The following is a 26,687-nucleotide window of genomic DNA, read 5'->3' on the forward strand; positions in this document are numbered from 1 at the left end:
GAATTTTATTTGTTGCAAAAGTAAACAGAAAAAGTATTGATTTATTGTTTTTTGTAGCCCAATAGCTAAAAAGACCTTTTTCAAAGTTTTACAAAGCGAGATGATATTCTATTTTAGATTTATATATTTACCATAAACTATATAAATATGAAAAATACACAGTCGGGCAGTTTCTTGAAAAACTACAAAAGTATTTTATTGCTACTTGGCGGTATTCTGGCAGGAAGTATATTAGGTTTAGTTTTTGGAAAAGGAGTAGAAGTGATTAAACCTTTGGGTGATATATTTCTGAATTTATTGTTTACAGCAATCATTCCATTGATATTTTTTACGATTGCATCTTCGATTGCCAATTTAGAAAAATCAGAGAAACTTGGAAAATTGTTTGTAATTGTCATTGGCGTGTTTTTAAGTACAGTATTGATTTCGGCCATTTTGATGATTGTTGGTGTGTTGTTATTTCCCATTCAGCAAGACATTATCATTTCCAAAATTCCATTAGAAAGCATTCAGGAAAGTTCTGCGGGTTCACAAATTACCCAGTTGCTTACTGCAAATGACTTTTTTGAATTGTTGTCTCGTAAAAATATGTTGGCGCTCATTATATTTTCTTTTTTAATAGGATTTGCCAGTTTGCATTCGGGTGAAAAAGGGAAAGATTTCAGTAGGTTCTTGAATTCAGGAAATGAAGTGATGAAACAATTGTTGCACATAATCATGAAAACAGCTCCAATAGGTTTGGGTGCTTATTTTGCGTATCAGGTTGGAATTTTTGGACCGCAATTATTTGGCGCTTATGCAAAACCGTTGGGACTTTATTATGCAGTTTGTGCTTTTTACTTTGTCGTATTTTTTAGTTTGTACGCTTTTATCGCTGGAGGAAAATTAGGATTTAAAGTATTTTGGAAAAATAATATTACGCCTTCATTAACGGCACTGGGAACCTGCAGCAGCATTGCGACAATTCCTGCCAATTTGGAAGGCGCGGAACAAATGAATATCCCGAGTCATATCAGGAATGTAGTTATTCCGTTGGGCGCGCCTTTGCACAAAGATGGTTCGAGTATGTCGTCCATTATAAAAATTGCGGTTATTTTCGCCATGTTTGGCAAAGATTTCACTGATCCGAATACCTTACTAATGGCTTTAGGAATTACTGTAATTGTTTCGGTAGTCGAGGGCGGAATTCCAAATGGAGGTTATATAGGAGAAATTCTGGCGATAACCGTTTATGGATTTCCTATGGAACAAGCCTTGCCAGCCGCGATGATAGTGGGGACTTTGGTTGATCCTATGGCAACATTATTGAATGCGAATGGCGATTTGGTTTCGGCAATGGTAGTAACCCGAATTGCGGAAGGAAAAAAATGGCTTTCGGCGAATTTAACCGCTTAAAAGCTTTTTGAGTTGGAATTAGTTGAAAAACGCATTTAGAAATCGGTAATAAGCGGTAGGTTAGAAGTCTCTTTTTTAGGTATTTTGTAATAAAAAGTAGTTTTCACAAAGAATTCTTTTTTTGTTACATATAATCAAATGTTTTTTTTGGTTGGGTTAAAATATGTTCTACATTTGCATAGAAATTAATACAAAAAACAACATCATGTTGAATAACCGATTTTATTTTAGCAACTCTTATTATTTCTTCTGGAAAGTGGAAAGGGATTGTTGTATGGTTATTTAATTATAAAATTAAATTGATACTATAAATATACAATCCCGATGCAAATCGGGATTTTTTTTTGCTTAAAAGTTTGTAAAATGAATGAAATAATTGGAATACAAGGCATAACGGGTTCTTTTCATCATCAGGTGGCACAGGAATATTTCAATCAGAATGTAGCTGTTGATGAATGTTTATCGTTTGAAGAGTTGGTTGACAGCTTGTTATCAGGGAAGTCAGATCAGGCGGTTATGGCGATAGAAAACTCTATTGCAGGGCCGATAATACCAAATTACGCTTTGATAGATAAAAATAATTTGCACATTATAGGAGAGCATTATTTGAATATTCATCAGAATTTAATGGCACTAAAAGGTCAAAAAATAGAAGATATTCAGGAAGTACATTCACATCCTATGGCACTATTACAATGCATGGAATTCTTGAAAAAATACCCAAACATAAAATTAGTTGAAGACAAGGATACTGCCGAAACAGCACGAAGAATACACGAAAAACAATTGAAAGGAATTGCAGCAATTGCGAGTAAAACAGCTTCGGAATTGTATGATTTAGAAATTTTGTTCCCAGAAATACAAACGATTAATAATAATATGACTCGATTTGTAATTCTGAAAAAAGAGAATTCATTTGTGGCAGAAAAAGAAATTAACAGGGCTTCTATTAAATTCGAACTGGATCATAAACGAGGCAGTTTGGCAGCAGTTCTGAATGTTATGAGTGACTGCAAATTGAATTTGACCAAGATACAATCCTTGCCAAAAATAGAAACGCCGTGGAAATATTCTTTTTTTGTAGATGTCACTTTTGAAGAATATGAAGATTATGCCAAAGCCAAAGCATTATTAGCGATTATGGCAGAATATTTTAAAGTTTTAGGCGAATATAAAAACACAAAACCATGATTAATACAGCGAAACGTCTGGATATAATTGAAGAATACTATTTTTCATCCAAGTTAAGAGAAGTAAGACAACTGGCTTCAGAAGGAAAGCCAGTCATCAATATGGGAATTGGAAGCCCTGATTTGCAGCCTTCACAAGCGGTGATTGATGCAGTGGTTCTAGCCATGCAAGATGAAAATGCGCATCAATACCAAAGTTATCAAGGGGTGCCGGAATTGAGACAAGGAATGGCTGATTTTTATCAGAACAACTTTCAAGTAGCATTGAATCCAGCTAACGAAATTTTGCCTTTGATGGGTTCCAAAGAAGGAATTATGCATATTTCACTGGCTTTTTTGAATGAAGGAGATCACGTTTTGATTCCAAATCCAGGCTATCCCACGTATACTTCGGTGACTAATTTAGTAGGAGCAGTTCCAGTTTATTACGATTTAAAAGAAGTAAATAACTGGGAACCGGATTTTGAAGCTTTGGAAAAATTGGATTTATCAAAAGTGAAAATCATGTGGATTGGTTATCCGCACATGCCAACAGGAGCAAGAGGAAGTTTACAGTTATTTGAAAAATTGGTGGCTTTCGCCAAAAAACATCAGATATTATTAGTCAATGACAATCCGTATAGTTTTGTTTTGAATGACAATCCGATGAGTTTGTTGCAAGTAGAAGGAGCCAAAGAAGTGGCTTTAGAATTGAATTCTTTGAGTAAAACCTTCAATATGGCAGGCTGGAGAGTTGGAATGGTTTTAGGAAATGCAGCTTGTATTGATGCCGTACTAAAAGTGAAAAGCAACATGGACAGCGGAATGTTTTACGGGATTCAAAAAGGTGCAATTGAAGCTTTGAAAAGCGACAAGACCTGGTTTGAATCGATGAATGCTATTTATAGAAAACGCAGAATTCTTACCGAACAACTGGCTGAGAAATTAGGATGTAAAGTATATAAAGAAGGGGTTGGATTATTTGTTTGGGCAAAATTGCCGGACGGAATTACATCAGCAGAGAAATTCATTGATGAAATTTTATATGACAAATCTATTTTTATTACACCAGGAACCATTTTTGGTTCTAATGGAGAAGGATACATACGATTTGCACTTTGTGTAAAAGAAGAAAAAGTACAAGAGGCGATAGAGAGAATTTAGTCCTCCCCCCAACCCCCTCCGAAGGAGGGGGAGCCGAAGCTAGTAAAGAGGGATTTAGATTTGTCCGTATTAATTTTTGACATTGACATTGATTTTTGCAATTGACATTGAAATTGAATAAAAAATGAAAATATACGTAATTGGAATAGGATTAATTGGAGGTTCGATAGCATTGGACATTAAAACGCTGCATCCGGATGCCAAAATTTATGGAATTGATACTAATGAAAGCCATTTACAGGAAGCAATTGCATTAGGAGTTGTTGATGCGGGCGCTACTTTTGATGATTTAGTTGATGCAGACTTTGTAATCGTTTCGGTTCCGGTTGATGTAGCGCTGATTGTTTTGCCAAAAGTATTGGATGTTATTGGTGATACTACGATTGTTTTTGAAGTAGGTTCAACAAAAACACCTATTTGCGAAGCGGTTGCCAATCATCCTAAAAGAAGGAATTTTATTGCCACGCATCCTATTGCAGGAACGGAGTTTTCAGGACCTTCAGCAGCGATAAAAGGATTGTTTCAAGGGAAAACCAATATTATTTGTGAAGTAGAGAAAACGACTTTTAAGTTACAGGAAAAAGCATTGGATTTGTTTAAAGAAATGGGAATGAGAATCCGTTACATGGATCCAAAATCACATGACAAACACATTGCTTATGTGTCGCATTTATCACATATCAGTGCCTTTATGCTTGGAAAAACGGTAATCAATAAAGAGAAAGATGAACAGGATATTTTTGATATGGCAGGTTCCGGTTTTGAAAGTACGGTTCGTTTGGCCAAAAGTTCCCCAGCAATGTGGACGCCTATTTTTAAACAAAACAGGAAACAGGTTGTGGAAACACTGGATGAATACATTTCGAATTTATCAAAATTTAAAGAATTATTAGAAAAGGAAGATTACGATGCGATTTATAATGAAATGCAAAGTGTCAATAAAATAAAAGAAATATTAAACGGAATTAATGTAAAAAAGTAGACCGTTTTCAGTAGACAGGCGCAGTCTCAGAAAACAGTTTCAAAAAGAAGAACAACACATAATAAAATAATTAAATAGTAACAATTATCCATTTATGGCTCCTTCCCTTTCGGGGAGGGCTGGGGTGGGGAAAAATTTAGAAAAGATGGAAAACAAGAAAGAAATGAGAAATTGGTTGAATGAATTCAATTTGACTCATCCATTTGTGATCGCAGGACCTTGTAGTGCTGAAACTGAAGAACAAGTATTGAAAATTGCACATGAATTGAAAGATTCAGATGTAAGTGTTTTTAGAGCAGGAATCTGGAAACCTAGAACGCGTCCGGGAGGATTTGAAGGAGTAGGAGAAATAGGTTTGAAGTGGTTGAAAAAGGCTAAAGAACAAACAGGATTGCTAATGGGTACTGAGGTTGCAAATGCTGCTCACGTAAAATTGGCTTTGGAATATGATATCGATGTATTGTGGATTGGTGCCAGAACGACAGTAAACCCATTTGCAATGCAAGAAATCGCAGATGCTTTAGCAGGAACTAAAAAAATCGTATTGGTTAAGAATCCGGTAAATCCAGATTTGTCTTTGTGGTTGGGTGGTGTTGAGCGTTTGTACAATGCTGGTATCGAAAAATTAGGGGTAATTCACAGAGGTTTTTCTACTTACGAAAAAACAAAATACAGAAATATTCCAGAATGGCAAATTGCGATCGAATTGCAAAACAAATTCCCTGATTTGCCTTTGATCATTGACCCTTCACACATTACAGGAGACCGTAACATGATTCTTGAAGTAACGCAAGAAGCATTAGATTTGAATTATGATGGTATGATTATCGAAACACATTACGATCCGGACAATGCTTGGAGTGACGCTGCACAACAAGTGACTCCAACCGCTTTGAAACAAATTTTTATTGATTTGAAAGTAAGAAAAGTAGATGATATGTCGGATGAGTTTACTCAAAAAATGAAAAAATTGAGAACGAATATCGATATTTTGGATGAAAACTTATTGGATTTATTAGGAAAACGTATGAAAGTAGCTGACGAAATAGGTCAGGTGAAAAAAGACGCGAACGTTGCTGTATTGCAAAACAACCGTTGGAACGAAATTCTAGGAAAAATGATTTTGGAAGGGGAGAAAAAAGGATTGACTGAAGAGTTTGTGCTAAAAATGTTCAAAGCGATTCACCAAGAAAGTATTGGTCACCAAGAAAAAGTATTGAACGCATAAATTTGAATTAGAGGTTATAAGTTAAGCGAACGCAGTACTGGATTAACCTTTGGGATCTGTATTCATGACTAAACAATCCCCACAGCTTTTGTCAAAAAAGTTGTGGGGATTTTCTATTTGTTGTTAGGAGTAATGTTATTCAAAGTGAAAAACTTTAAACTTTGAACTTCAAACCTAAAACAAAGAATTACCTTTGCAAAGTCTAAGGTTTTAAATCAAAAAACCGAATTCATAAATTGTAAATTAAAAAATGACAGGACTAGTATACAAATCTACAGGAAGTTGGTACACGGTAAAATCCGAACAAGGTGATTTTATCGAATGCCGTATGAAAGGGAAATTCCGAATTAAAGGAATCAAAAGCACCAATCCTATTGCTGTTGGTGATATTGTGGATTATGAACTCGAAGAAACATCAGATACCGTTACGGGAACTATTTATAAAATTCACGACAGGAAAAATTATATCGTACGTAAATCAGTGAATTTATCCCATCAGATGCATATTATTGCGTCTAATATTGATCGGGTTTTCTTGTTAGTTACCATTAATAATCCGCCAACAACTTTTAATTTTATTGACCGTTTTCTGGTTACTGCCGAAGCGTATGGAATTGAAACGATACTGGTTTTTAATAAAATAGATACTTTTGACGACGCTACGCTTGACGAACAATTGTACATGCAGCATGTATATCAGGAAATTGGATACAAATGTTTACGCGTTTCTTCTACTGAAATGAAAGGAATTGAGGAGTTGAAAGAAATGATGATTGGCAAAGTGAGTATGTTCTCCGGGCATTCCGGTGTTGGAAAATCAACTTTGGTAAATGCCATGGAACCTTCTCTACATTTAAAAACAAAAACGATTTCCGAAGCAAGTAAACAAGGGCAGCATACAACGACTTTTGCCGAAATGTATGATTTGTCTTTTAATGCCAGAATCATCGATACGCCAGGTATCAAAGGTTTTGGAATTGTAGACATGGAAAAAGAAGAAGTGAGTGGTTATTTTCCTGAGTTTTTTAAATTGAAAGATCAGTGTAAATTCAATAATTGTTTGCATAAAGACGAACCGCATTGCGCTATCAAAGCCGCATTAGAAAAAGACGAAATCGCTTGGTCACGTTATAGAAGTTATCTTAAAATTCTGGAAGGAGACGATGAACATTATCGTACTGATATTCATAATGAAGATAGAATAATCAGTGATAAAACGAGGGAATAACAATAGCAATTTCAAAAATTAATTTCAATTTCAAAAATGAAAATCGTCCTTCAAAGAGTTTCCTCAGCCTCCGTAACCATCGATAATAAAATTGTAGTCGATATCCAAAAAGGTTTATTGATCTTAGTGGGAATAGAAGATACCGATACGCAGGAAGACAGTAATTGGTTAGTTGGTAAAATTGCAAATCTTCGCATTTTTGACGATGCAAATCATGTCATGAATTTATCGGTTAAAGATATTGACGGAGATATTATTGTGGTAAGTCAATTTACATTGCATGCTTCTACCAAAAAAGGGAATCGTCCCTCTTATATAAAAGCTTCAAAACCAGAAGTTGCCATTGCATTATACGAGAATTTTGTAATTCAGATGGAGAAAGAAGTTGGTAAAAAAGTACAAACTGGCATCTTTGGCGCGGATATGAAAGTACTTTTATTGAATGATGGCCCGGTAACCATAATCATTGATAGTAAAAACAAGGAATAATTGTTTTAGTCCAATATGACTATCCCTGATGGGGCTTTTTATTTAAAAATATTACCCGATTTACTTTTGCTCAACTTTTTCTGTTTTTTTAACGGAATATCTACTTTTTAAATTGTATTTAATTGCTTACTTTTGAGACGATTAAAGTTAAGATTCCCCCCTCAATCTATTAGTAACTTAATATATCTCGAATTATGGCAAAAATAAACCATAACAATTACTTAGACGTTGTTGATAATGTTTGGACCTCTGCGAAAGAAAAAGGGATCATGCATATTAATTCTGAAGAACAAAGTTTTAATGGTAAAAAATTTACTATTAAAGGGAGAGATTTAATAAATTTTGGAACATGTGGTTATTTGGGCTTGGAAATGCATCCTGACGTAATAGCCAATTCAATGGAATTGACAAAGAAATTTGGTACGCAATTATCCATGTCTAGGGCATACATCCGTCCCACTTACATTCAGGAGTTAGAGGAGTTAATGTCTCAAATATTTGATGGTAATAAAGTTATCTGCTATACTTCAACTTCAAATGCGCATATTTCTGTTATCGCCACAATTATCAAATCGGAAGATTTAATAATACTCGATCAACAAGTGCACTTTAGCGTGCAATTTCCTTGTAAAAACACAAAATTACAAGGGACAGAAGTAAAAATGGTCAGACATTCTGATTATGAAATGTTAGAGGAAATGATTCGTGAAAACTACAATAAATACAACCGCATTTGGTATATGGCGGATGGTGTTTATTCGATGCATGGCGATTTACCAGATACAACTATTTTAAAAAATTTGCTTGATAAATACCCGAAACTACATTTATATTTTGATGATGCACATGGGATGGGCTGGGATGGAAAAAATGGAGCAGGGTATATTTACGATCGATTGGGGATTAATGAACGTATTGTCTTAATATCAACACTTGCCAAAGGTTTTGGCTGTGTTGGAGGAACGGCCATTTTTGCGGATCCTGAAATGTATCGAAGAACGGATATTTTTGGAGGACCGTTAAGTTATTCTCACCCATTATCTCCTGCAAATGTAGGAGCAGCAATAGCTTCTGCAAAAATTCATCTATCCAACGATATTTATACGTATCAATCAGAATTAAAAGAATTGATGAATTACATGAATATGAGATTGAAAGAAAAAAATCTCACGAATATTTCTTCTCCTGATTCCCCTATTTATTTTATTGGGAGTGGGTTAAATAAAGTAACACGTAATTTTGTTCATCGAATTTTGGAAGAAGGAATCTATGTAAACACAGCTGTATTTCCGGTGGTTCCTAACGATAAATCAGGTTTGCGATTTACATTGACTCGCCACAACACAAAAGCTGATATTGACTTATTTACCGATGCAATGGGGTATCATTTACCCAAGGCTATTGAAGAAGAAGGGGGTAGTGTTGAAAGAGTGTATAAAGAGTTTGGATATCGTTTGCAGAAAAATGAAAACAATTTACTAATTGACCCAATAAATAATTCGAGCTTAGTTGTCGAAGAATATGCAACAATACATGACATAAATGCTGAGAATTGGAATTTGATGTTTAAAGATAGAGGAAACATTACCCATTCAGGAATGCAATCTATGGAAGAAATTTTTTCCAATAATGAGAAACTAGAAGAGAATTGGAGTTTTCATTACATTGTAGTTAAAGACAAGGAAGGTAAATTAGTATTGTCTACATTTTTCACGGGGGCTATTTATAAAGATGATATGGTAGCACAAGAAAATGTGTCAAAACAAATAGAAGATGTGCGTAAGGATGACCCTTACTACCTATGCTCAAAAACATTAGCAATGGGTTCTCTATTTTGTGAAGGTGATTTTATTTATGTAGACATTGAACACCCTGAATGGAGAAATTCAGTTAATCATTTATTTGATTTTGTTTCAAAAGTGAAAAAAGACATTGATGCGACAGCAGTTATTTTTAGAGATTTTGAAGAAGGTAATGTTTTAAGCCAAATAATAGAAGATGAGGGGTATGCGAAAATACGAATGCCAAACACCAATGTCATTAAGAATTCTAAGTGGGAAACCACCGATGATTTGATGGCACTAATAAAATCTAGTAAAAAACGAGATAACATTAAACAATATGCTATCAGACATCTTGATAAGTTTGATATTAAAATCAAAAATCAAATAACAGATGAGGAGGCAATTCAATATTTTGATTTATTTACAAAGGTCAAAAATGCCAATTACTCATTCAACTTTTTTCAATATCCCCAAAAAATGGCTAAAATTCTTTCTAAATACGAAGAATGGGAATTTATTGAAATTAGTCTAAAAGAAAATGATCAAGTAGTTGCCGTTATCTTTGGTCATATTGGTGATGATCATTATTGTCCTTTGATCGTTGGATTAGATTATGATTATATTAATACGCATCATATATATAAGCAAGCCATGTTTCAAATGGTGAAAAGAGGAAACGATCTAAATAAAAAAATTACTTATTTAGGGTTGACCGCTGATTTTGAAAAGCAAAAATATTTAGCTTTGACAGTTCCTACATGGGCTTATCTGAAAGTAGATGAAACATATAACCTAGAATTAATTGAGTCGTATTCAAATATATAGTTGAATAATAGTAAGATACCAAAAAATAAATGTTGACTATGAAAGAAGTGGAAAATGATTTTATTAAATTTTGGATAGAAAATAATATTTTATATTCTCAATTTAAAAAACCAACTGATGGCACTATTGAAAACATAAAAGCAATAATTGATTTGCGCAATGAGATATCAGATGATAAGAAGCAATATTGGTGTTATGATTTTAATGGAATTAAATCGTATGATAAAGATGCACGCGATTATGCCGAAAAAAATGGGCAAGAACACTTATATGCATGTGCGGCAATATTAAATTCTCATATTGCAAAATTTATTCTCAATGCATTTATGGTATTGAAAAAACCCACAGTTCCGTTAAAAGGTTTTACAAAAAAAAATGATGCGATTAATTGGCTAAAAGAATTAAAGGAAAAAAACGAACGAGGTTAATCATTTTTAAATTATCTCTTTTTGAAGTCTTTTTCTTAAAAAAAGTTGTAAATTAGTTAGATAAAATGAAACGATAAATTAAATGACTAGACTGAAAGAAATATTAGCTTTGGTTCGTTCAATAAATATTGATGAGTTTCAAGAACAACTTACAACTGGAAATAGTTTAGATGATGTTCATAAAGAATTACTTTTCTTGGCTGAAAAGATTGAATCTAAAAAGACAAGGACTGATGTTATCATTGAATATATTTCAAATTGTTATGCCGGAGATTTTTTTAATTATTTACCCATTTCAGATGCTCAGGATGAATTAGATGTTTTCTGTATGGGGTTTAATACCTATATTGAAGAATTAAAAGCAGTTATGGTTTCTAAAAATTTATTAGAAACTAGTAATAAAAAATTAGTAGAGGAAAAGGAACGTTCTGAACAATTAGCCATGGCAAGAGATGAATTCTTGTCAAGTATGAGTCATGAAATTCGTACACCACTTAATGGTGTTTTGGGATTTACGGATTTATTGTTAAAAAATCCTTCTTTAGATGATGATAGTAAAAAGCAATTAGGCTATATAAAGATGTCAGGAGATATTCTTCTCGTGATTATTAATGATATTTTGGATTTAGCAAAAATTGAATCGGGACAAATTGCACTCTATGAAAAACCCTTCGATTTGTCAAAACTTACCCAGCTGATTTGCGATACTTTTTCTATTAAGATACAGGAAAAAGGGCTGGATTTTAAAATTTCAATCGATAAAAAAGTTCCTGTAATACTTAATGGCGATTCTATTCGAGTTTCTCAAATATTATTTAATTTAATTAGTAATGCCGTTAAATTTACCCCTACAAAAGGAAAAATTAGATTAAAAATTAAGTTTGATAAAGAAGAAGCAGGGTTTCATCATATAAAAGTCTCAGTACAAGATTCTGGAATAGGAATTCCATCAGACAGGATAGATGCTATTTTTGATCCATTTATTCAAGTAAGCAATGATACAGCAAGAAAATATGGTGGTACAGGATTAGGATTGACTATCATCAAGAAAATTATCACTATTATGAATGGCGAAATTCAGGTAAAAAGTAAACTTGGTGTTGGCACAAAATTTATAGTAAACTTACCTTTTGGTAAAGAGAATTTGAATTCAGTTGGTTCAAAATCAATTATAAATAAAGATAAATCAGTCATTCCTATTAATAGAGACGAAAAAATAAAAGTTCTTTTAGTAGAAGATAATCGGATTAATCAAATTTTGGTGCAAAAAGTGCTTTCAAAATTTAATTTCGATTGTGTTACTGTAGATAATGGAGTCTTAGCAGTTGAGGCAGTTATTAATGAAAATTTTGATATTATTTTGATGGATATAATGATGCCAATAATGGATGGATATGAAGCTGCTTTGATCATCCGTAATTTGGAAGATAAGATTAAAAAAAACATTCCAATTGTAGCATTAACTGCAGTTGTGACAGGTTCTGTTATCGAAGCTTGTTCTTCTGTAGGAATAGAAAGGTATCTATCTAAACCTTTCGAGTCAGAGGAGTTGTATAACGTTATCAATGAATTGGTTCATAAAGAAGTTAATGTTTAACAGCCATTATTTGAATTAAAAATATAATACATAATTCAATTTGTATTAATATAGATTTTAACTTTTGCTGTTCCATCTATATTTTTAAGATACATCTAGTTATTTTATGTAAGCGGGTTTGATGTTTAATTCGAAGACGCTTGTTTGCGAAATAGAATAATTATCCCAAAAGTAGAAGATGGATTTGTAAAAAGATAAAAAAAGGTATTTTTGCGCCGATATGAAAGTACTTTTGTTAAATGACGGTTCTGTAACCATAATCATTGATAGTAAAAATCGAGATTAAGTTTTCTTTAATCGAAAAATTCTTATATTTTTGACAAAAAGAATTTTATGATTTTTAAAAATATCTCTTTCCTATTTTTGTTTTTTACTTCTTTTATTTTTGCTCAAAAGATAGAATATAACTCTTTGAATATTTCCGATAGCTTAAAAGAAAATGCTAATGCTGTTGTTCGTCTGAATCAAATAGACATAGTTATTGCTTCACAAAGAAGCATGAATATCATCACTAAAAGAGTGGTAACGGTTCTAAATGAAAAAGGTCTTAGTGCAATTGACGCTATTGAAAGTTATGATAAAAGGACCAATATTAGAAATATCGAAGCAATTGTTTATGATATTTTAGGAAAAGAAATCAAAAAAATTAAGCGTAAAGATTTTAAAGACCAAAGTGCAGTTGATGGCGGTACCCTTTTTTCGGATAACCGTTATCTTTATTTAGATTATACTCCTGTCCAATATCCCTTTACAATAGTTTTTGATAGCGAGATAGAAACTTCTACTACGGCTTTTATTCCGAAATGGTATCCTTCAAGTGATTATTTTGTAAGTGTCGAAAAAAGTATTTTGAATGTAAAATATCCTGATAATTTAGGTTTCAAGAAAATGGAATTCAATTTTTCTAATTCCAAAATTGATAAAACTATTGATACTACAACGCAACTTTCATATAATGCTACTAATATTCTGGCACAAAAACAAGAAGATTACAGCCCTAGTTTTAGCTCTATTTTTCCAAATGTGATGATGGGATTAGAGTTGTTTCATTTGGAAGGGGTAGATGGGAATGCTAAAACCTGGAAGGAAATGGGCTTGTGGTTTTCGGATAAAATATTATCTGGAACAATGGATTTAACTGAAGAAACTAAAGTAAAAACAAAACAATTAGTGGGAGACGAAAAAGATCCTATAAAAAAAGCTAGAATAATTTACAAGTATGTTCAAGAAAAAGTAAGGTATGTTAGTATTCAAGAAGGAATTGGAGGCTGGAAACCTATGCTGGCTAGTGATGTAGATCGTTTAGGATATGGAGACTGTAAGGCTCTGACTAATTATACTAGAGCACTTTTACAATCAGTAGATGTTCCATCTTATTATACAAGATTGTATGGTGATAGAAATAAAAAAGATGTTATTGCTGATTTTGTTTCCATGCAGAGTAATCATGTCATTTTAGCTATCCCAACGGGAAATAATTATATCTGGTTGGAATGTACCAGTCAAGAGGATCCGTTTGGGTATCAAGGCACATTTACGGATGATAGAAATGTTCTGATCATGAAACCCGAAGGCGGAGAAATTGTCAGAGCAAAAAATTATGAAGACAAAGGCAATACACAAATAAGTAAAGGGGAATATATCATATCCCAAACGGGAGAACTTTCCGGAAGAATATCCATTGTATCGGAAGGAACCCAGTACAGCCAAAAAGCTCCTATTGAAAAACTTCAGCCAACAGAAAAGGAAAAACATTATAAAGAATATTGGGATAATATCAACAATTTGAAAATAAACAAAACAAGTTTCAATAATGATAAGAAAAAAATAAGTTTCACTGAAAACGTAGAGATTTCTGCCGGGAATTATGGTAAAATTACCGGAAGCAATTTGATTTTTACTGTTAATGTTTATAATCAATATACGGGTATTATCAAAAGAATCCGAAATCGTAAAAATCCATTCGAAATTCAAAGAGGCTATGCTGATACGGATGAGATAGCAATAGCCCTACCTACGGGGTTTACTATTGACTTTTTGCCGAGCAATTTTGAATTGAAAAGTAAATTCGGAGAATATAAAACCGAGATTATGAAAAATGACAATAGCAACATGGTTTATAAGCGTTCTATATTTATTAAAAAAGGACTTTATTCAAACCAAGAATACGATGAATACCGCCTTTTTATGGAGCAAATATCCAAAAATGACAATGCCAAAATTATACTAACTAAAAAACAATTATAAAATGAAATTCAATAAACTTATCATTGCATTGTTTCTGATGGTGTTTGTTTTAAAAACAAATGCACAAGAATTTAAATTAGGAAAAGTCTCCGTGGCAGAATTGGAAGAAAAGACACACCCTAAAGATTCTACAGCAGTTGCGACCATTTTGTTTAAAAAAGGAGAGGTTAGATTTGAATATTCTCAAGACAAAGGTTTTGAGATGGTTACGGTAGTGAAAACTCGTGTCAAAATTTATAAAAAGGAAGGGTATGATTGGGCAAATCAAGCAGTACAGTATTATATAGGAGGTAATTCAAAAGAAGGAATCTTTTTTTCGGACGCCATAACTTATAATTTAGTTGGAGGTAAAATAGAAAAAACCAAGCTAAAAAGCGATGGGGAATTTGACGAAAAAATTAATAAATATTGGGGTAGGAAAAAGATAGCGATGCCTAATGTAAAAGAAGGCTCAATTATAGAGTATGAATATACCATTAGAACGCTACGCATAAGCGAACTGAAAGAATGGTTTTTTCAAACCAGCATTCCAGTAAACTATTCGGAATTCACAACTTATATTCCGGAATATTTTGTCTATAATCCGAATCCAAAAGGCTACATATTTCCCAAGGTTACAGTGGATAAAAGTCAAAAATCCATAATAATAAGCAGTAAAGAAAGGTCAGGGTTTTATACTTCTAAAACTACCTTTTCTCAAGATAAAATAGATTATCAGGAAACAAAGACGACTTATTTAGCCAAAAATTTGCCTGCGATGAAAGAAGAGTCTTTTGTGAATAATATTGAGAATTATACGGCAAGTGTTTCGCATGAATTGGCCATGACCAAATTTCCGAACTCTCTTCCGGAAATGTATTCTACAGATTGGGAGACGGTTGTGAAAAAAATTTATGAAAATGAAGATTTTGGAACGGAACTCGATAAAACAGGATATTTCGAAGAAGATGTTATTACATTAATAAAAGGTTTGACTTCCCAAGAAGAAAAAATAGCCGCTATTTTTAATTTTGTTAAAACTAAAGTAAAATGGAATGATTATACTGGCTATTCTTGTAACGATGGCGTAAAGAAAGCCTATAAAGACAAAACGGGAAATGTGGCTGAAATCAACCTGATGCTCACTGCCATGTTGCGTTTTGCGGGAATTAATGCTAACCCGGTTTTGGTTAGCACCAGATCGAATGGAATTGCATTATTTCCAAACAGAACCGCTTTCAATTATGTAATAGGGGCAGTAGAAATAAATGATGGAATGATATTACTGGATGCGACGGAAAAGTATTCGATTCCCAATGTGTTACCGTTAAGAGATCTGAATTGGTATGGAAGATTAATCAGGAAAGATGGCACGTCAATGGAAGTTGATTTAATGCCTAAAGCCTTTTCAAAAGAATCTACAAATATGAATCTTGTATTGGGGAATAATGGTTCCATTGATGGAAAAATCAGAACTCAGTTTACAAATCATGAGGCTTTGTATTTTAGACAAAAGCATTTAGTGACAAGTAAGGATAATTATTTAGAAGCATTAGAAAATAAAAACAATAACATAGAGATAAGTGATTATGTTAGAGAAAATGAACTGGAATTGTCTAAGCCAATTGTAGAAAACTATTCGTTTAAAGATTCCAAAACAGTGGAGGTGATCAATGATAAAATTTACATTTCACCATTGATTTTTTTAGCTTCAAAAGAAAATCCGTTTAAGCAAGAAATAAGGGAATACCCTGTCGATTTCGGTTATCCAACAGAAAATAAATATAATATTAACATAGAAATTCCAGAAGGTTATGTTGTAGAATCCTTGCCTAAAGTGATGAATATTGCAACAGGAGAGAATGTCGGCGCTTTTAAATATATTATTGCCAACGAAGGAAATAAAATTCAGATTTCTATTACCGAAAATATAAATACAGCTATCGTACCAGCAGATTTTTATGATGTATTAAAAGATTTTTTTCAACAAATGATTGATAAGCAAAACGAAAAAATAGTTCTTAAAAAAGTGTAGCCTATAAACTAGGACCGATAAAGGATGCTTTGTCGGAGAGAAAATTAGATCTAGGGAAAAAAGATTATGACCTTTGTGGATTGAAACTTTTGGGTATGAATGACAAGTTTAATTAGTCCTTGTCTTGTAGCTTTGATAGCGCTTAATTTTTGAAGGATAAAAAAACTTTTTGAATCTTTGTGTTACCTTTGTGCTTGTCTGTGAAATAATTTTAAAAAAAAACAATGAACCTAAAAAACTCCCAACTAGACGTAGATACTTGGATTAAAGAACACGGTGTTCGTTATTTTAATGAACTCACAAATATGGCACAACTTACTGAAGAAGTAGGCGAAGTGGCCCGAATCATTGCCCGCCGTTACGGAGAACAATCCGAAAAAGAAAGCGATAAAAATAAAGACCTTGGCGAAGAATTAGCCGATGTGGTTTTTGTGGTATTGTGTTTGGCAAATCAAACCGGAATCGATTTGCAGGCTGCATTTGATAAAAAGATGGATTTGAAATCCATTCGCGACAAAGACCGCCACAAAAACAACGATAAACTAAAATAATGTTATATGTCGAGGTAAAGCTTTGGTACATGCTTTTTTTAAAATAAATTTGCCAAAACATACCAAACAATTACCAAAAATGAATTTACTGTTACAAACTTCCCATTCCAATTTACAAGCTCAAATTGCAGTTACCGGTTCAAAAAGCGAAACCAACCGACTATTATTGTTGCAAGCGTTGTTTCCTACTATTACTTTGGCCAATACATCCAACTCAGATGATAGTGAAGTCATGCAAAAAGCATTGAAAGGAAATGAGGAAATAGTAGATATTCATCATGCTGGAACGGCGATGCGATTTCTAACGGCTTATTTTGCTGTAAACGAAGGTCGCGAAGTAGTGTTGACTGGCTCTCAGCGAATGACCGAACGTCCGATAAAAGTTTTGGTGGAAGCGTTAGAGCAATTGGGTGCGAAAATCTCCTATGAGAAAGAAGCAGGGTATCCGCCTATTCGAATCAAAGGACAAAAAATCACAGCTTCTAAGGTTACTATTTCTGCAAATGTGAGCAGTCAATACATATCGGCATTGTTATTAGTGGCGCCAAAACTGGAAAACGGTATTGAAATCACTTTAACAGGTGAAATCACTTCGGTTCCTTATATCAAAATGACCTTGGCTTTGTTGAATGATTTGGATATTAAAACCAGTTTCGAAGGAAATGTAATTACCGTTTATCCAAAACAAGAAGTGGAATCGAAAGTAATGACCGTAGAATCCGATTGGAGTTCTGCTTCGTACTTTTTTAGTTTGGCTGCTTTGGCTGAAAATGCTTCCATTTCATTGACCAGTTATAAAGAAACCAGTTTGCAGGGTGATTCGGCTTTGGTTGAAATCTACAAACAAATGGGTGTCGATACGCATTTTGAAGGAAACAGAATGACTTTGGTTAAACAGTCTAATTTCAAACCTGAAACTTTAAACTTAGAATTAAATAATACGCCAGATATCGCCCAAACGATTGTAGTTACTTGCCTTGGATTAGGAATTGGTTGCCATCTTACAGGGCTGCATACCTTGAAAATTAAAGAAACCGATAGGCTGGAAGCATTACGAATTGAGCTAACAAAACTAGGAGCAAATATAGCAGTTACGAATGATAGCTTGACGCTTGTGGCTTCATCGAACATCAATCCTAATATTAAAATCGCTACCTATAACGATCACAGAATGGCGATGGCATTTGCCCCATTAGCTTTAAAAGTGCCGATAATCATCGAAAATGCCGAAGTAGTTTCAAAATCATATCCTGATTTTTGGGAAGACATGAAGAAATTAGGATATAATGTGTCTGAAATTTTGTAAATGAAATTTTGCTTAGTGCCCTTGCGCCTTTGTGGCAACGGACTTTTGAAAATAAACAGCAAAACACTTGACAACGCCTATCTCACAATCGTATATTTGCAAACGATTATAATTTATTGAGGCTTAACTCATAACTTATAATTCATAACTCATAACTTTATCAAATGAAATTATCACATTTTCAATTCGATTTACCAAAAGAACTTCTTGCCGAATATCCAGCTGAAAACAGAGACGAAGCACGTCTAATGGTTATTGATCGTAAGAAGCAAACTATAGAACATAAAATGTTCAAAGATGTTATCGATTATTTTGATGACGGAGATGTTTTAATTCTGAATAATACCAAAGTTTTTCCAGCACGTTTGTATGGAAACAAGGAAAAAACAGGAGCAAGAATCGAAGTTTTTTTACTTAGAGAATTAAACTCTGAGCAAAGACTTTGGGATGTTTTAGTTGATCCGGCGCGTAAAATCAGAATTGGTAACAAATTATATTTTGGAGATGACGACTCATTAGTTGCTGAGGTTATCGACAATACGACTTCTCGTGGAAGAACATTGCGTTTCCTTTACGACGGTTCTTATGAAGAATTCAGAAATAAATTAACAGAACTTGGAGAAACTCCAATCCCAAAATACATTTCAAGAGACGTAACTCCGGAAGATGCGGAACGTTACCAAACTATTTATGCTAAAGAAGAAGGAGCTGTTGCGGCGCCAACTGCAGGATTGCACTTCTCGAAACATTTATTGAAAAAACTGGAAATTAAAGGAATTAAATTTGCCGAAGTAACACTTCACGTAGGTTTAGGAACTTTCAATCCAGTTGAGGTTGAGGATTTGTCAAAACATAAAATGGATTCTGAGGAATTAAAAATTACTCAAGAAGCGTGTGATATTGTGAATGAAGCCAAAGCTAAAAAGAAACGTATTTGTACCGTAGGAACTACTTCTATGCGTGCCGTTGAAAGTTCAGTATCGTCACAAAACACCTTGAATCCTTTTGATGGATGGACAAATAAATTCGTTTTTCCTCCACATGAGTTTACGATTCCAACGTGTATGATTACCAATTTTCACACGCCAAAATCAACTTTATTAATGATGGTTTCAGCATTTTGCGGACATGATTTAATGAAAAGAGCGTATGCGGAAGCAATCAAAGAAGGATATAAATTCTATTCTTACGGTGACGCGATGTTAATCATCTAATCTGAATTACATCAGATTCTAAATAACAAAATCTCGTCAGTAATGACGAGATTTTTTTTGGTGTGCCCCAAGGTCGGGCTGTACGCTGTATCTTTATTTTCTTAAAGAAAGAAAATAAAGGATGCTGCTTCCATCCCTCACACAAAACAATTTAGGGATCATCATGATTTGTATTCCTAATTCACTTGATACACCAGTCGTACCGTAATATTAGCCGTTTTGTTTTTGGATTGCGTATTGAATGAACCGCCATAAGAAAAATCTTCCGATGAGTTTTGACCCGTAATTTGAAAAACACCCATATCTGATTTTTTTAGATTCCCTAAACTGGCATCTGCATTTTCAGCGATGCTTTTTGCTCTGATACTCGCGTCTTTTGTAGCTTCGGCAATCATTTTTATTTTTAACTCGGCGAGTTTTGTGTAATAATATTCAGGAGGAGTAGAATAAAATTCCACACCTGAGTTGATCAATTCACTTGATTGTCTAGATAATTCTTCAATTTTATTTACTTCCTTAGATTGGATGCTCACGCTTTGGGTTAAGGTAAATCCAGTGAAAATTTGCTGTCTTGTCGTTCCGTTTTCGTTATAGGTGGTTTCAAAATCTTTATTAAAATTCACCGCTGAGAATACCATTTCATTCGGAGCAATTCCTTTGCCTGATAAATAGCTTTTTATTTTCTCTCTGTCGGAATCTAATGCTGCGTAGGCATCTTTCAAAGTCATGCTTTTTTTAGAAAAAGAACCACGCCAGACAATTAAATCCGACACGAAATCCTTCTTTCCGGAGCCGGTTACGCTTATGGTGTCATTACTTTTATTTCGATTCTGAAAAGCATTCGAAAATAAATAGGAGGAAATTACCACGGCGATAGCAATAATAATAACGTTTAAACTGTTTTTAAGCATAGCTAAGAATTTTAAATTCAATCAAATATAGTTAAATAACGAGTTGTTTTTTAATTCCGTATAGTATTCGGAAACTATTTTTTCTCGTTCGGAATTTTAACTGTTTTATCTGTCGTCAATCGACTAAAAGTCTTTTATCTATCTGTCTTTTTTTACTACTTTTACAAAACAAAATACAAACCATGACATTCGAAAATACCCTTGAATTTGCAAAACAACTTGATTCACAAGATCAATTACATAAATACCAAGATGAATTTATTTTTCCGCAGGTAAATGGGAAAAAGGTGATTTATTTCACAGGAAACTCATTGGGATTACAGCCCAAACGTACTAAAGCGTATGTAGATGAGGTGATGAATGACTGGGCGAATTTGGCTGTTGAAGGTCATTTTTACAGTGAAAAACCATGGTGGGATTACCACGAACGATTTGCAAATCCGTTGAGTAAGATTGTGGGTGCTTTGCCAAGTGAAGTTACCGTGATGAATACGTTAACGGTCAATCTTCATTTGTTGATGGTTTCCTTTTACCGACCTACAAAAACCAGATATAAAATCATTTGTGAGGAAAAAGCATTTCCTTCGGACCAGTATATGTTTCAAAGTCAGGTTCATTTTCATTCCCGAAACATCGGGATAAAACCAGAAGATGCTATTGTTGAAATTAAACGTCGCGAAGGCGAACACAACATTCGCTTAGAAGATGTTTTGGCTAAAATTGAAGAAGTAGGTGATGAGTTGGCTTTGGTTTTAATTGGCGGTGTGAACTATTACACAGGGCAAGTTTTTGACATTAAAACGATAACTGAAGCAGGTCATAAAGCGGGTGCAAAAGTAGGTTGGGATTTAGCCCACGCTGCAGGAAATATAAAACTGGAATTGCACGATTGGAATGTGGATTTTGCAGCTTGGTGTAGTTATAAATACATGAATTCTGGACCTGGAAATGCTTCAGGATGTTTTGTTCACGAAAAACATCATAACAATAACGATTTACCAAGATTTGCAGGATGGTGGGGACACAATAAAGAACGTCGTTTCAAGATGGAACCAACTTTTGATCCTGTTCATGGTGCTGATGGTTGGCAAATCAGTAATTTACCAGTACTTTCTCTGGCACCTTATTTGGCTTCAGTAGAAATGTTTGATGAAATAGGAATGGACGCTTTAATTCAAAAAAGAGATAAAATCACTTCGTATTTAGAGTTCATTCTGCACGAAATAGACAAAGAAGTCGATAGTACTTTCGAAATTATAACGCCGTCAAATCCATCGGAAAGAGCGTCGCAATTATCAGTGTTGCTTCATGGGGAAGGACGCAGTTTGTTTGATTATCTTATGAAAAATGGTGTGATAACGGATTGGCGCGAACCTAATGTTATTCGATTAGCGCCAGTTCCATTGTATTGTTCTTTTGAAGATATGTATCACTTTGGACAAATATTGAAATCTGGAATTCTAAAATAAGTCAGACGCAGAATTATATAAGAAATAGTTTAAATTCTATAAAGTTTATTGCGCACTTTAGGTGTTTCTTTGTATAATTAAAAATTATAAAAATTTAAAATTATGAAAGCATTATATTTTATACTTATAGCCGCAGTTGTTGTTTCTTGTCAAAATCAAGGGAAAATGGAAATTCAAAAGGCAAAACAGGCTACTGTTGATTCCATGAAAGTTGAAATGGAGAAACAAAGAGTTATTGATTCGATGCAGGTTGAAATGGCTAAAATTGAAGAAGCCAAAATTGAAGAAGCCAAAATAGAAATTCAAAAAGAAGTTGTTGTTGTCAATCAACAAGCTGCTACAACAACTACCACTACGGCAAAAAAGAAAGGTTGGAGCGGAACTGCTAAAGGCGCTGTAATTGGTGCAGGAGTTGGTGCTGCAACGGGAGCAATCATAAGTAAGAAAAAGGTTCAAGGAGCTATAATTGGCGGTATCGCAGGTGCAGGTGTAGGTGCGGGAACTGGTGCTATTATAGACGGAAGTAAAAAGGAATAAATTTATTCTTATTATAATTGAGAGTGTTTAAGTTCGTATAGAATTTAAACACTCTTTTTGTTTAGTACCAAAAAAACAATGAAAATAAATTGTTTTAAATAACTTTCAAATCCTATATATTTGTTTATCAATTTATTCAAATATGAAATCGCCATGATTCCAAATCACAAACAGGAATGAAGAATGGCGATACCATATTCCGCTAAAAAAACAAATATTATCTTCGTATGAAAAAACTTAAAATAGTTCTTCTCGTTTTACTTTCAACAGTAGCAGTTTTAGCAGTAGCTTTAATTATTTATGGGTTTTATCTAAAACCAAAATATGAAGGTGAATTGCAACTGAAAAACATTCAAAAAGAAACGACAGTTTATTTTGATGAGTTTGGGATTCCACATATTTATGCGACCAATTCAAAGGATGCGATGATGGCTTTGGGGTATGTTCATGCACAAGATCGATTATGGCAAATGGAGCTGATGCGTCGTATTGCACCGGGACGATTATCGGAGATTTTTGGTTCAGTGGCACTCAAAAATGATAAATTCTTTGCAGGACTTGGAATCGAAGAAGCATCCGCAAAAGCGATTGCAGCTTTGGATAAAAACAGCCCAAGTTATCAATTGACTATGGCTTATTTAGATGGAATTAATCAATATTTGGAAGAAGGAACAACGCCAATAGAGTTTAGTTTAATAGGAGTTAAGAAAGAGAAATTTACGATTAAAGACGTTTATAATATTTTTGGTTACATGTCTTTTAATTTTGCGATGGCTCAACAAACAGACCCGTTATTGACTGATATTCGAAATAAATACGGAATGGAATATCTTAAGGATTTTGGAATCGATGGTTCGTTTAATACCACCCGAATTAAAAATGCTAAAGAGACATCACAAGAATATATCGCTATTTCAAAGTCAGTAGCTTCGCTATTGGAACAATCTCCAATTTCTCCGTTTATAGGAAGTAACAGTTGGGTTATTGCGCCAAAGAAAACTAAAAATGGGAAAGTTATTTTTGCTAATGATCCACACATTGGGTTTTCTCAACCGGGAACTTGGTATGAAGCGCATGTAGTAACGCCAGATTTTGAATTATACGGCTGTTATTTGGCTGGAACTCCGTATCCTTTGTTAGGACATAATCGCGAGTATGCGTATGGTTTAACGATGTTTGAGAATGATGATCTTGATTTGTACCAAGAGGAGAATAGTCCAAATGATGCCAATGCTTACAAGACACCAAACGGTTTCAGTGCGTATGAAATTCGAAAAAAAATTATAAAAGTAAAAGATTCTACTGATGTGGTTTTGAATGTAAAAATCACGCGCCACGGACCAATCGTGAATGACTTGATTGATGGTTTGCAGCAAGATAAACCCGTTGCGATGTCTTGGATTTATACGCAACAACCCATACAAATTCTGGATGCTGTTTATAAAATTTCGCATGCTAAAAGTAAAGCCGATTTCCAAAAAGGAGTCAGTTTGATAGCGGCGCCCGGTTTAAATATAATGTATGGCGATGCCAAAGGAAATGTGGCTTGGTGGGCAACTGGAAAATTATACAAGCATAATGCGGGAGTAAATCCTAATTTTATTTTGGATGGCGCCAGTGGTAAAGATGATATTAAAGAATATCTGGATTTCTCCAAAAACCCATCGGCGGTAAATCCAAAATGGGATTATGTCTATTCTGCAAATAACCAGCCGGAACCTATAGACGGATTTTTATATCCAGGCTATTACCTTCCTGAAGATCGAGCAAAACGAATCACGCAGTTATTAAATCCAAAATCGGATTGGGATAAAGCGGCTGTGGGAAGAATGATTTTCGATAATACGTCATTAGTTGCTCCAGAAGTGGTTCGGCATTTAATCTTGGATGTGGACCAGAAATCACTTTCTGAAAATGAAAAAGAAGCTTTGGTTGTTCTGAAAAGTTGGAAAGGTTCCAATAATCTTACTGATGTCGCGCCAACAATTTACAATAAATGGGTTTTTAATTATTTGAAAAATACTTTCGAGGACGAACTTGGTGCAGCTAATTTCAAGCAATTTTTGGAGACACATATTATGAAGCAAATTATTGCAAAACAAATCGGGAATAAAGAATCGCTTTGGTGGGATAATATAAGTACTAAAAATGAAAAAGAAACCCGAAGTCAAATTATATCACAATCGTTTAAAGAGTCGATTGTAGCTTTAGAAAAACAATTGGGAACTTCGGTTGCTGAATGGACTTGGAATAAGGTTCATACGGTAGAACACCAACATCCATTGGGAAAAGTGGCAGCTTTAAGAAGAATTTTCAATGTAGGTCCTTTTGAAGTTTCGGGTTCCACTGAAGTTATTAATAACCTGTTTTTTGATTTTACTGATGATGGAAATTATGTTGTAAAAGGAGGTCCGTCAACGAGAAGGATTATTGATTTTTCGGATATAGAAAACAGCTGGAGTATCCTTCCAACGGGGCAATCAGGGAATCCGTTAAGTGCGCATTACAGTGATCAAGCGGAGCTATATAATGCTGGAAAATTTAGAAGAATGAAGCTAAACAAGGAAGAGATTGTTAGAACTTCAACAAAATTGGTTTTTATTCCACATAAAAATTAATAGTTTTAAAGTTCTTAGTCTAATAAAATCAGTAATTTTGCCTAACTTTTTATAAAAAATTAATGCAAATTTCCAAAAAAATAGCGGTTGTAGGTTCTGGATTAGTTGGATCTTTATTAGCTATTTACCTTCGCAAAGCGGGTCATACGGTTCATGTTTTCGATAGAAGCCCAGATATTAGACAAATTCAGTTTTCAGGTCGTTCTATTAATTTAGCCATGTCTAACCGAGGCTGGAAAGCACTTGACGGTGTGGGAGTAGGCGATGCCGTGCGAGCCATTGCAATTCCAATGGACAAACGTGCCATTCATCTTGTAGATAAACTTAATTTTCAAAATTACGGACAAGAAGGCGAATCTATTTACTCGATTTCCAGAGGGACTTTGAATAGAAAAATGATCGATTTGGCGGAAGCTGCAGGAGCTGAATTCTTTTTCGAACATAAAATTTGGGATGTAACTTTAGATGATGCTACTTTGCACATCGGTGAAACCGAAAGAGGTGCTTGGGAAGAAAAAAAGTATGATATGGTTTTTGGTGCCGATGGTGCTTTTTCCAGAATTCGTCATCGCATGCAGCGTCAAAGCATGTTTGATTATTCACAAGAATTTTTACCTATTGGATATAAGGAATTAAACATTCCTGCAAACGCGGATGCAACTCATAAATTAGACAAGAATTCTTTTCATATTTGGCCCCGTGGGGAATATATGTTGATTGCGTTACCCAATTTAGATGGTAGTTTTACGTGTACTCTGTTTATGCCTTTTGAAGGAGAAAATTCTTTCGCTTCATTAAAAGACCAAAAAGAAGTGGAAGCTTTTTTTGAGAAAAACTTACCGGATACTATTGATGTTATTCCAAAATTGACTGAGGATTTTTTCAAAAATCCAACAAGTACTTTAGTGACTATGAAATGTTTTCCGTGGACTTACGAAGATAAAATTGCTTTAATTGGCGATGCTTGTCATGCAATTGTTCCTTTTTACGGACAAGGAATGAATGCAGGTTTTGAGGACATTTCGATTCTTTATGAAATGATTGAAAAGTATGGAGATGATTGGAAAACGATTTTCTCCGAATATCAAAAATCCCGTAAACCAAATGCAGATGCTATTGCGGAACTTTCCTATCGTAATTTTATGGAAATGAGTTCTAAAACGGCTGATGAAAAATTTCTATTGCAAAAGAAAATCGAAAAATCATTCTCAGATAAATATCCGGAAAAATGGATTCCGCTTTATAGCAGAGTAACCTTTAGTGATCGTCCTTATGCCGAAGCTTTGGCTATTGGGGATTATCAAAATGCTATTATGGAAGAAGTTTTGAAAATGGAAAACATCGAGAATATTTGGGATAGCGAAGTGGTAGAAAAGAAAATTTTAGAGTTGTTGGAGCAAGAATAATTTTTTAAACCATATAAGTGATATAAGTTCATGTAAAAAGTTATGCATTTAGCTTAATTGAACTTATATCACCAGATCAAACGCATTAAAAATTGAACCACATAGGAGAAACATAGTGTTTATTC

At 34.0% G+C, this 26,687-nt stretch carries 20 protein-coding genes; 19 read left to right on the forward strand and 1 reads right to left on the reverse strand.

Annotation, left to right across the window (positions count from 1 at the left end):
• Positions 1 to 147: 147 nt before the first annotated feature.
• The 15 genes from ACNQGX_RS08195 to queA all read left to right on the forward strand — a co-directional run bounded on the left by ACNQGX_RS08195 (position 148) and on the right by queA (position 19,621).
• A complete protein-coding gene (locus ACNQGX_RS08195; RefSeq protein WP_417975423.1) occupies positions 148 to 1,395 on the forward strand; it encodes a dicarboxylate/amino acid:cation symporter in 1,248 nt (415 codons plus the stop codon).
• A gap of 363 nt (positions 1,396 to 1,758) precedes the next feature.
• The gene (locus tag ACNQGX_RS08200; RefSeq protein WP_417975424.1) at positions 1,759 to 2,586 is read left to right on the forward strand and encodes a prephenate dehydratase; all 828 of its coding nucleotides are present in this window, start codon (positions 1,759 to 1,761) and stop codon (positions 2,584 to 2,586) included.
• Positions 2,583 to 3,728 carry an aminotransferase class I/II-fold pyridoxal phosphate-dependent enzyme gene (locus ACNQGX_RS08205; protein ID WP_417975425.1) on the forward strand — a complete coding sequence of 382 codons (1,146 nt, stop codon included), beginning with the start codon at positions 2,583 to 2,585 and terminating at the stop codon, positions 3,726 to 3,728. Before ACNQGX_RS08200 ends, ACNQGX_RS08205 begins: the two co-directional genes overlap by 4 nt.
• A gap of 124 nt (positions 3,729 to 3,852) precedes the next feature.
• Positions 3,853 to 4,710, forward strand: a complete 858-nt coding sequence (locus ACNQGX_RS08210) for a prephenate dehydrogenase (protein WP_417975426.1) — start codon at positions 3,853 to 3,855, stop codon at positions 4,708 to 4,710.
• Positions 4,711 to 4,855: 145 nt separating this feature from the next.
• Complete coding sequence (locus ACNQGX_RS08215; protein ID WP_131991525.1) at positions 4,856 to 5,938, forward strand: bifunctional 3-deoxy-7-phosphoheptulonate synthase/chorismate mutase type II; 1,083 nt, start codon at positions 4,856 to 4,858, stop codon at positions 5,936 to 5,938.
• Between the two features lie 250 nt (positions 5,939 to 6,188).
• The gene (rsgA, locus tag ACNQGX_RS08220; RefSeq protein ID WP_131915438.1) at positions 6,189 to 7,166 is read left to right on the forward strand and encodes a ribosome small subunit-dependent GTPase A; all 978 of its coding nucleotides are present in this window, start codon (positions 6,189 to 6,191) and stop codon (positions 7,164 to 7,166) included.
• 36 nt (positions 7,167 to 7,202) lie between these two features.
• Entirely contained in the window at positions 7,203 to 7,655 is a 453-nt protein-coding gene (dtd, locus tag ACNQGX_RS08225) for a D-aminoacyl-tRNA deacylase (protein WP_417975427.1), read from the forward strand.
• Positions 7,656 to 7,849: 194 nt separating this feature from the next.
• Positions 7,850 to 10,264 (forward strand): aminotransferase class I/II-fold pyridoxal phosphate-dependent enzyme, encoded by a 2,415-nt coding sequence (locus ACNQGX_RS08230; protein WP_417975428.1) that lies wholly within the window; start codon positions 7,850 to 7,852, stop codon positions 10,262 to 10,264.
• Between the two features lie 38 nt (positions 10,265 to 10,302).
• Positions 10,303 to 10,692, forward strand: coding sequence for a DUF7793 family protein (locus ACNQGX_RS08235; protein ID WP_417975429.1), 390 nt, complete (start codon positions 10,303 to 10,305; stop codon positions 10,690 to 10,692).
• A gap of 82 nt (positions 10,693 to 10,774) precedes the next feature.
• The gene (locus ACNQGX_RS08240; protein WP_417975430.1) at positions 10,775 to 12,289 is read left to right on the forward strand and encodes an ATP-binding protein; all 1,515 of its coding nucleotides are present in this window, start codon (positions 10,775 to 10,777) and stop codon (positions 12,287 to 12,289) included.
• Between the two features lie 333 nt (positions 12,290 to 12,622).
• On the forward strand, positions 12,623 to 14,536 hold the full coding sequence (locus tag ACNQGX_RS08245; RefSeq protein WP_417975431.1) for a DUF3857 domain-containing protein: 1,914 nt from the start codon (positions 12,623 to 12,625) through the stop codon (positions 14,534 to 14,536).
• A 1-nt stretch (position 14,537) separates the two neighbouring features.
• Positions 14,538 to 16,550, forward strand: a complete 2,013-nt coding sequence (locus tag ACNQGX_RS08250; RefSeq protein WP_417975432.1) for a transglutaminase family protein — start codon at positions 14,538 to 14,540, stop codon at positions 16,548 to 16,550.
• A 224-nt stretch (positions 16,551 to 16,774) separates the two neighbouring features.
• Positions 16,775 to 17,101 (forward strand): nucleotide pyrophosphohydrolase, encoded by a 327-nt coding sequence (locus ACNQGX_RS08255; RefSeq protein WP_314897461.1) that lies wholly within the window; start codon positions 16,775 to 16,777, stop codon positions 17,099 to 17,101.
• A 79-nt stretch (positions 17,102 to 17,180) separates the two neighbouring features.
• Complete coding sequence (gene aroA / locus ACNQGX_RS08260; protein ID WP_417975433.1) at positions 17,181 to 18,407, forward strand: 3-phosphoshikimate 1-carboxyvinyltransferase; 1,227 nt, start codon at positions 17,181 to 17,183, stop codon at positions 18,405 to 18,407.
• A gap of 164 nt (positions 18,408 to 18,571) precedes the next feature.
• Positions 18,572 to 19,621 carry a tRNA preQ1(34) S-adenosylmethionine ribosyltransferase-isomerase QueA gene (gene queA, locus ACNQGX_RS08265; RefSeq protein ID WP_417975434.1) on the forward strand — a complete coding sequence of 350 codons (1,050 nt, stop codon included), beginning with the start codon at positions 18,572 to 18,574 and terminating at the stop codon, positions 19,619 to 19,621.
• 176 nt (positions 19,622 to 19,797) lie between these two features.
• Here queA and ACNQGX_RS08270 read toward each other — a convergent pair whose 3' ends face one another.
• Positions 19,798 to 20,532, reverse strand: a complete 735-nt coding sequence (locus ACNQGX_RS08270) for an SIMPL domain-containing protein (RefSeq protein ID WP_417975435.1) — start codon at positions 20,530 to 20,532, stop codon at positions 19,798 to 19,800.
• Positions 20,533 to 20,714: 182 nt separating this feature from the next.
• Here ACNQGX_RS08270 and kynU point away from each other — a divergent pair, with 182 nt between their 5' ends.
• The 4 genes from kynU (at position 20,715) to ACNQGX_RS08290 (ending at position 26,562) form a co-directional block, all read left to right on the forward strand.
• The gene (gene kynU / locus ACNQGX_RS08275) at positions 20,715 to 22,001 is read left to right on the forward strand and encodes a kynureninase (protein ID WP_417975436.1); all 1,287 of its coding nucleotides are present in this window, start codon (positions 20,715 to 20,717) and stop codon (positions 21,999 to 22,001) included.
• A 102-nt stretch (positions 22,002 to 22,103) separates the two neighbouring features.
• Positions 22,104 to 22,538, forward strand: coding sequence for a glycine zipper family protein (locus ACNQGX_RS08280; RefSeq protein WP_417975437.1), 435 nt, complete (start codon positions 22,104 to 22,106; stop codon positions 22,536 to 22,538).
• A 227-nt stretch (positions 22,539 to 22,765) separates the two neighbouring features.
• Positions 22,766 to 25,156, forward strand: coding sequence for a penicillin acylase family protein (locus tag ACNQGX_RS08285; protein WP_417975438.1), 2,391 nt, complete (start codon positions 22,766 to 22,768; stop codon positions 25,154 to 25,156).
• A 62-nt stretch (positions 25,157 to 25,218) separates the two neighbouring features.
• Positions 25,219 to 26,562, forward strand: a complete 1,344-nt coding sequence (locus ACNQGX_RS08290; RefSeq protein WP_417975439.1) for an FAD-dependent oxidoreductase — start codon at positions 25,219 to 25,221, stop codon at positions 26,560 to 26,562.
• Positions 26,563 to 26,687: the final 125 nt, after the last annotated feature.

Origin of the sequence: Flavobacterium glycogeni (assembly GCF_048286775.1) — a bacterium.
In the GTDB taxonomy this organism is placed as follows: domain Bacteria; phylum Bacteroidota; class Bacteroidia; order Flavobacteriales; family Flavobacteriaceae; genus Flavobacterium.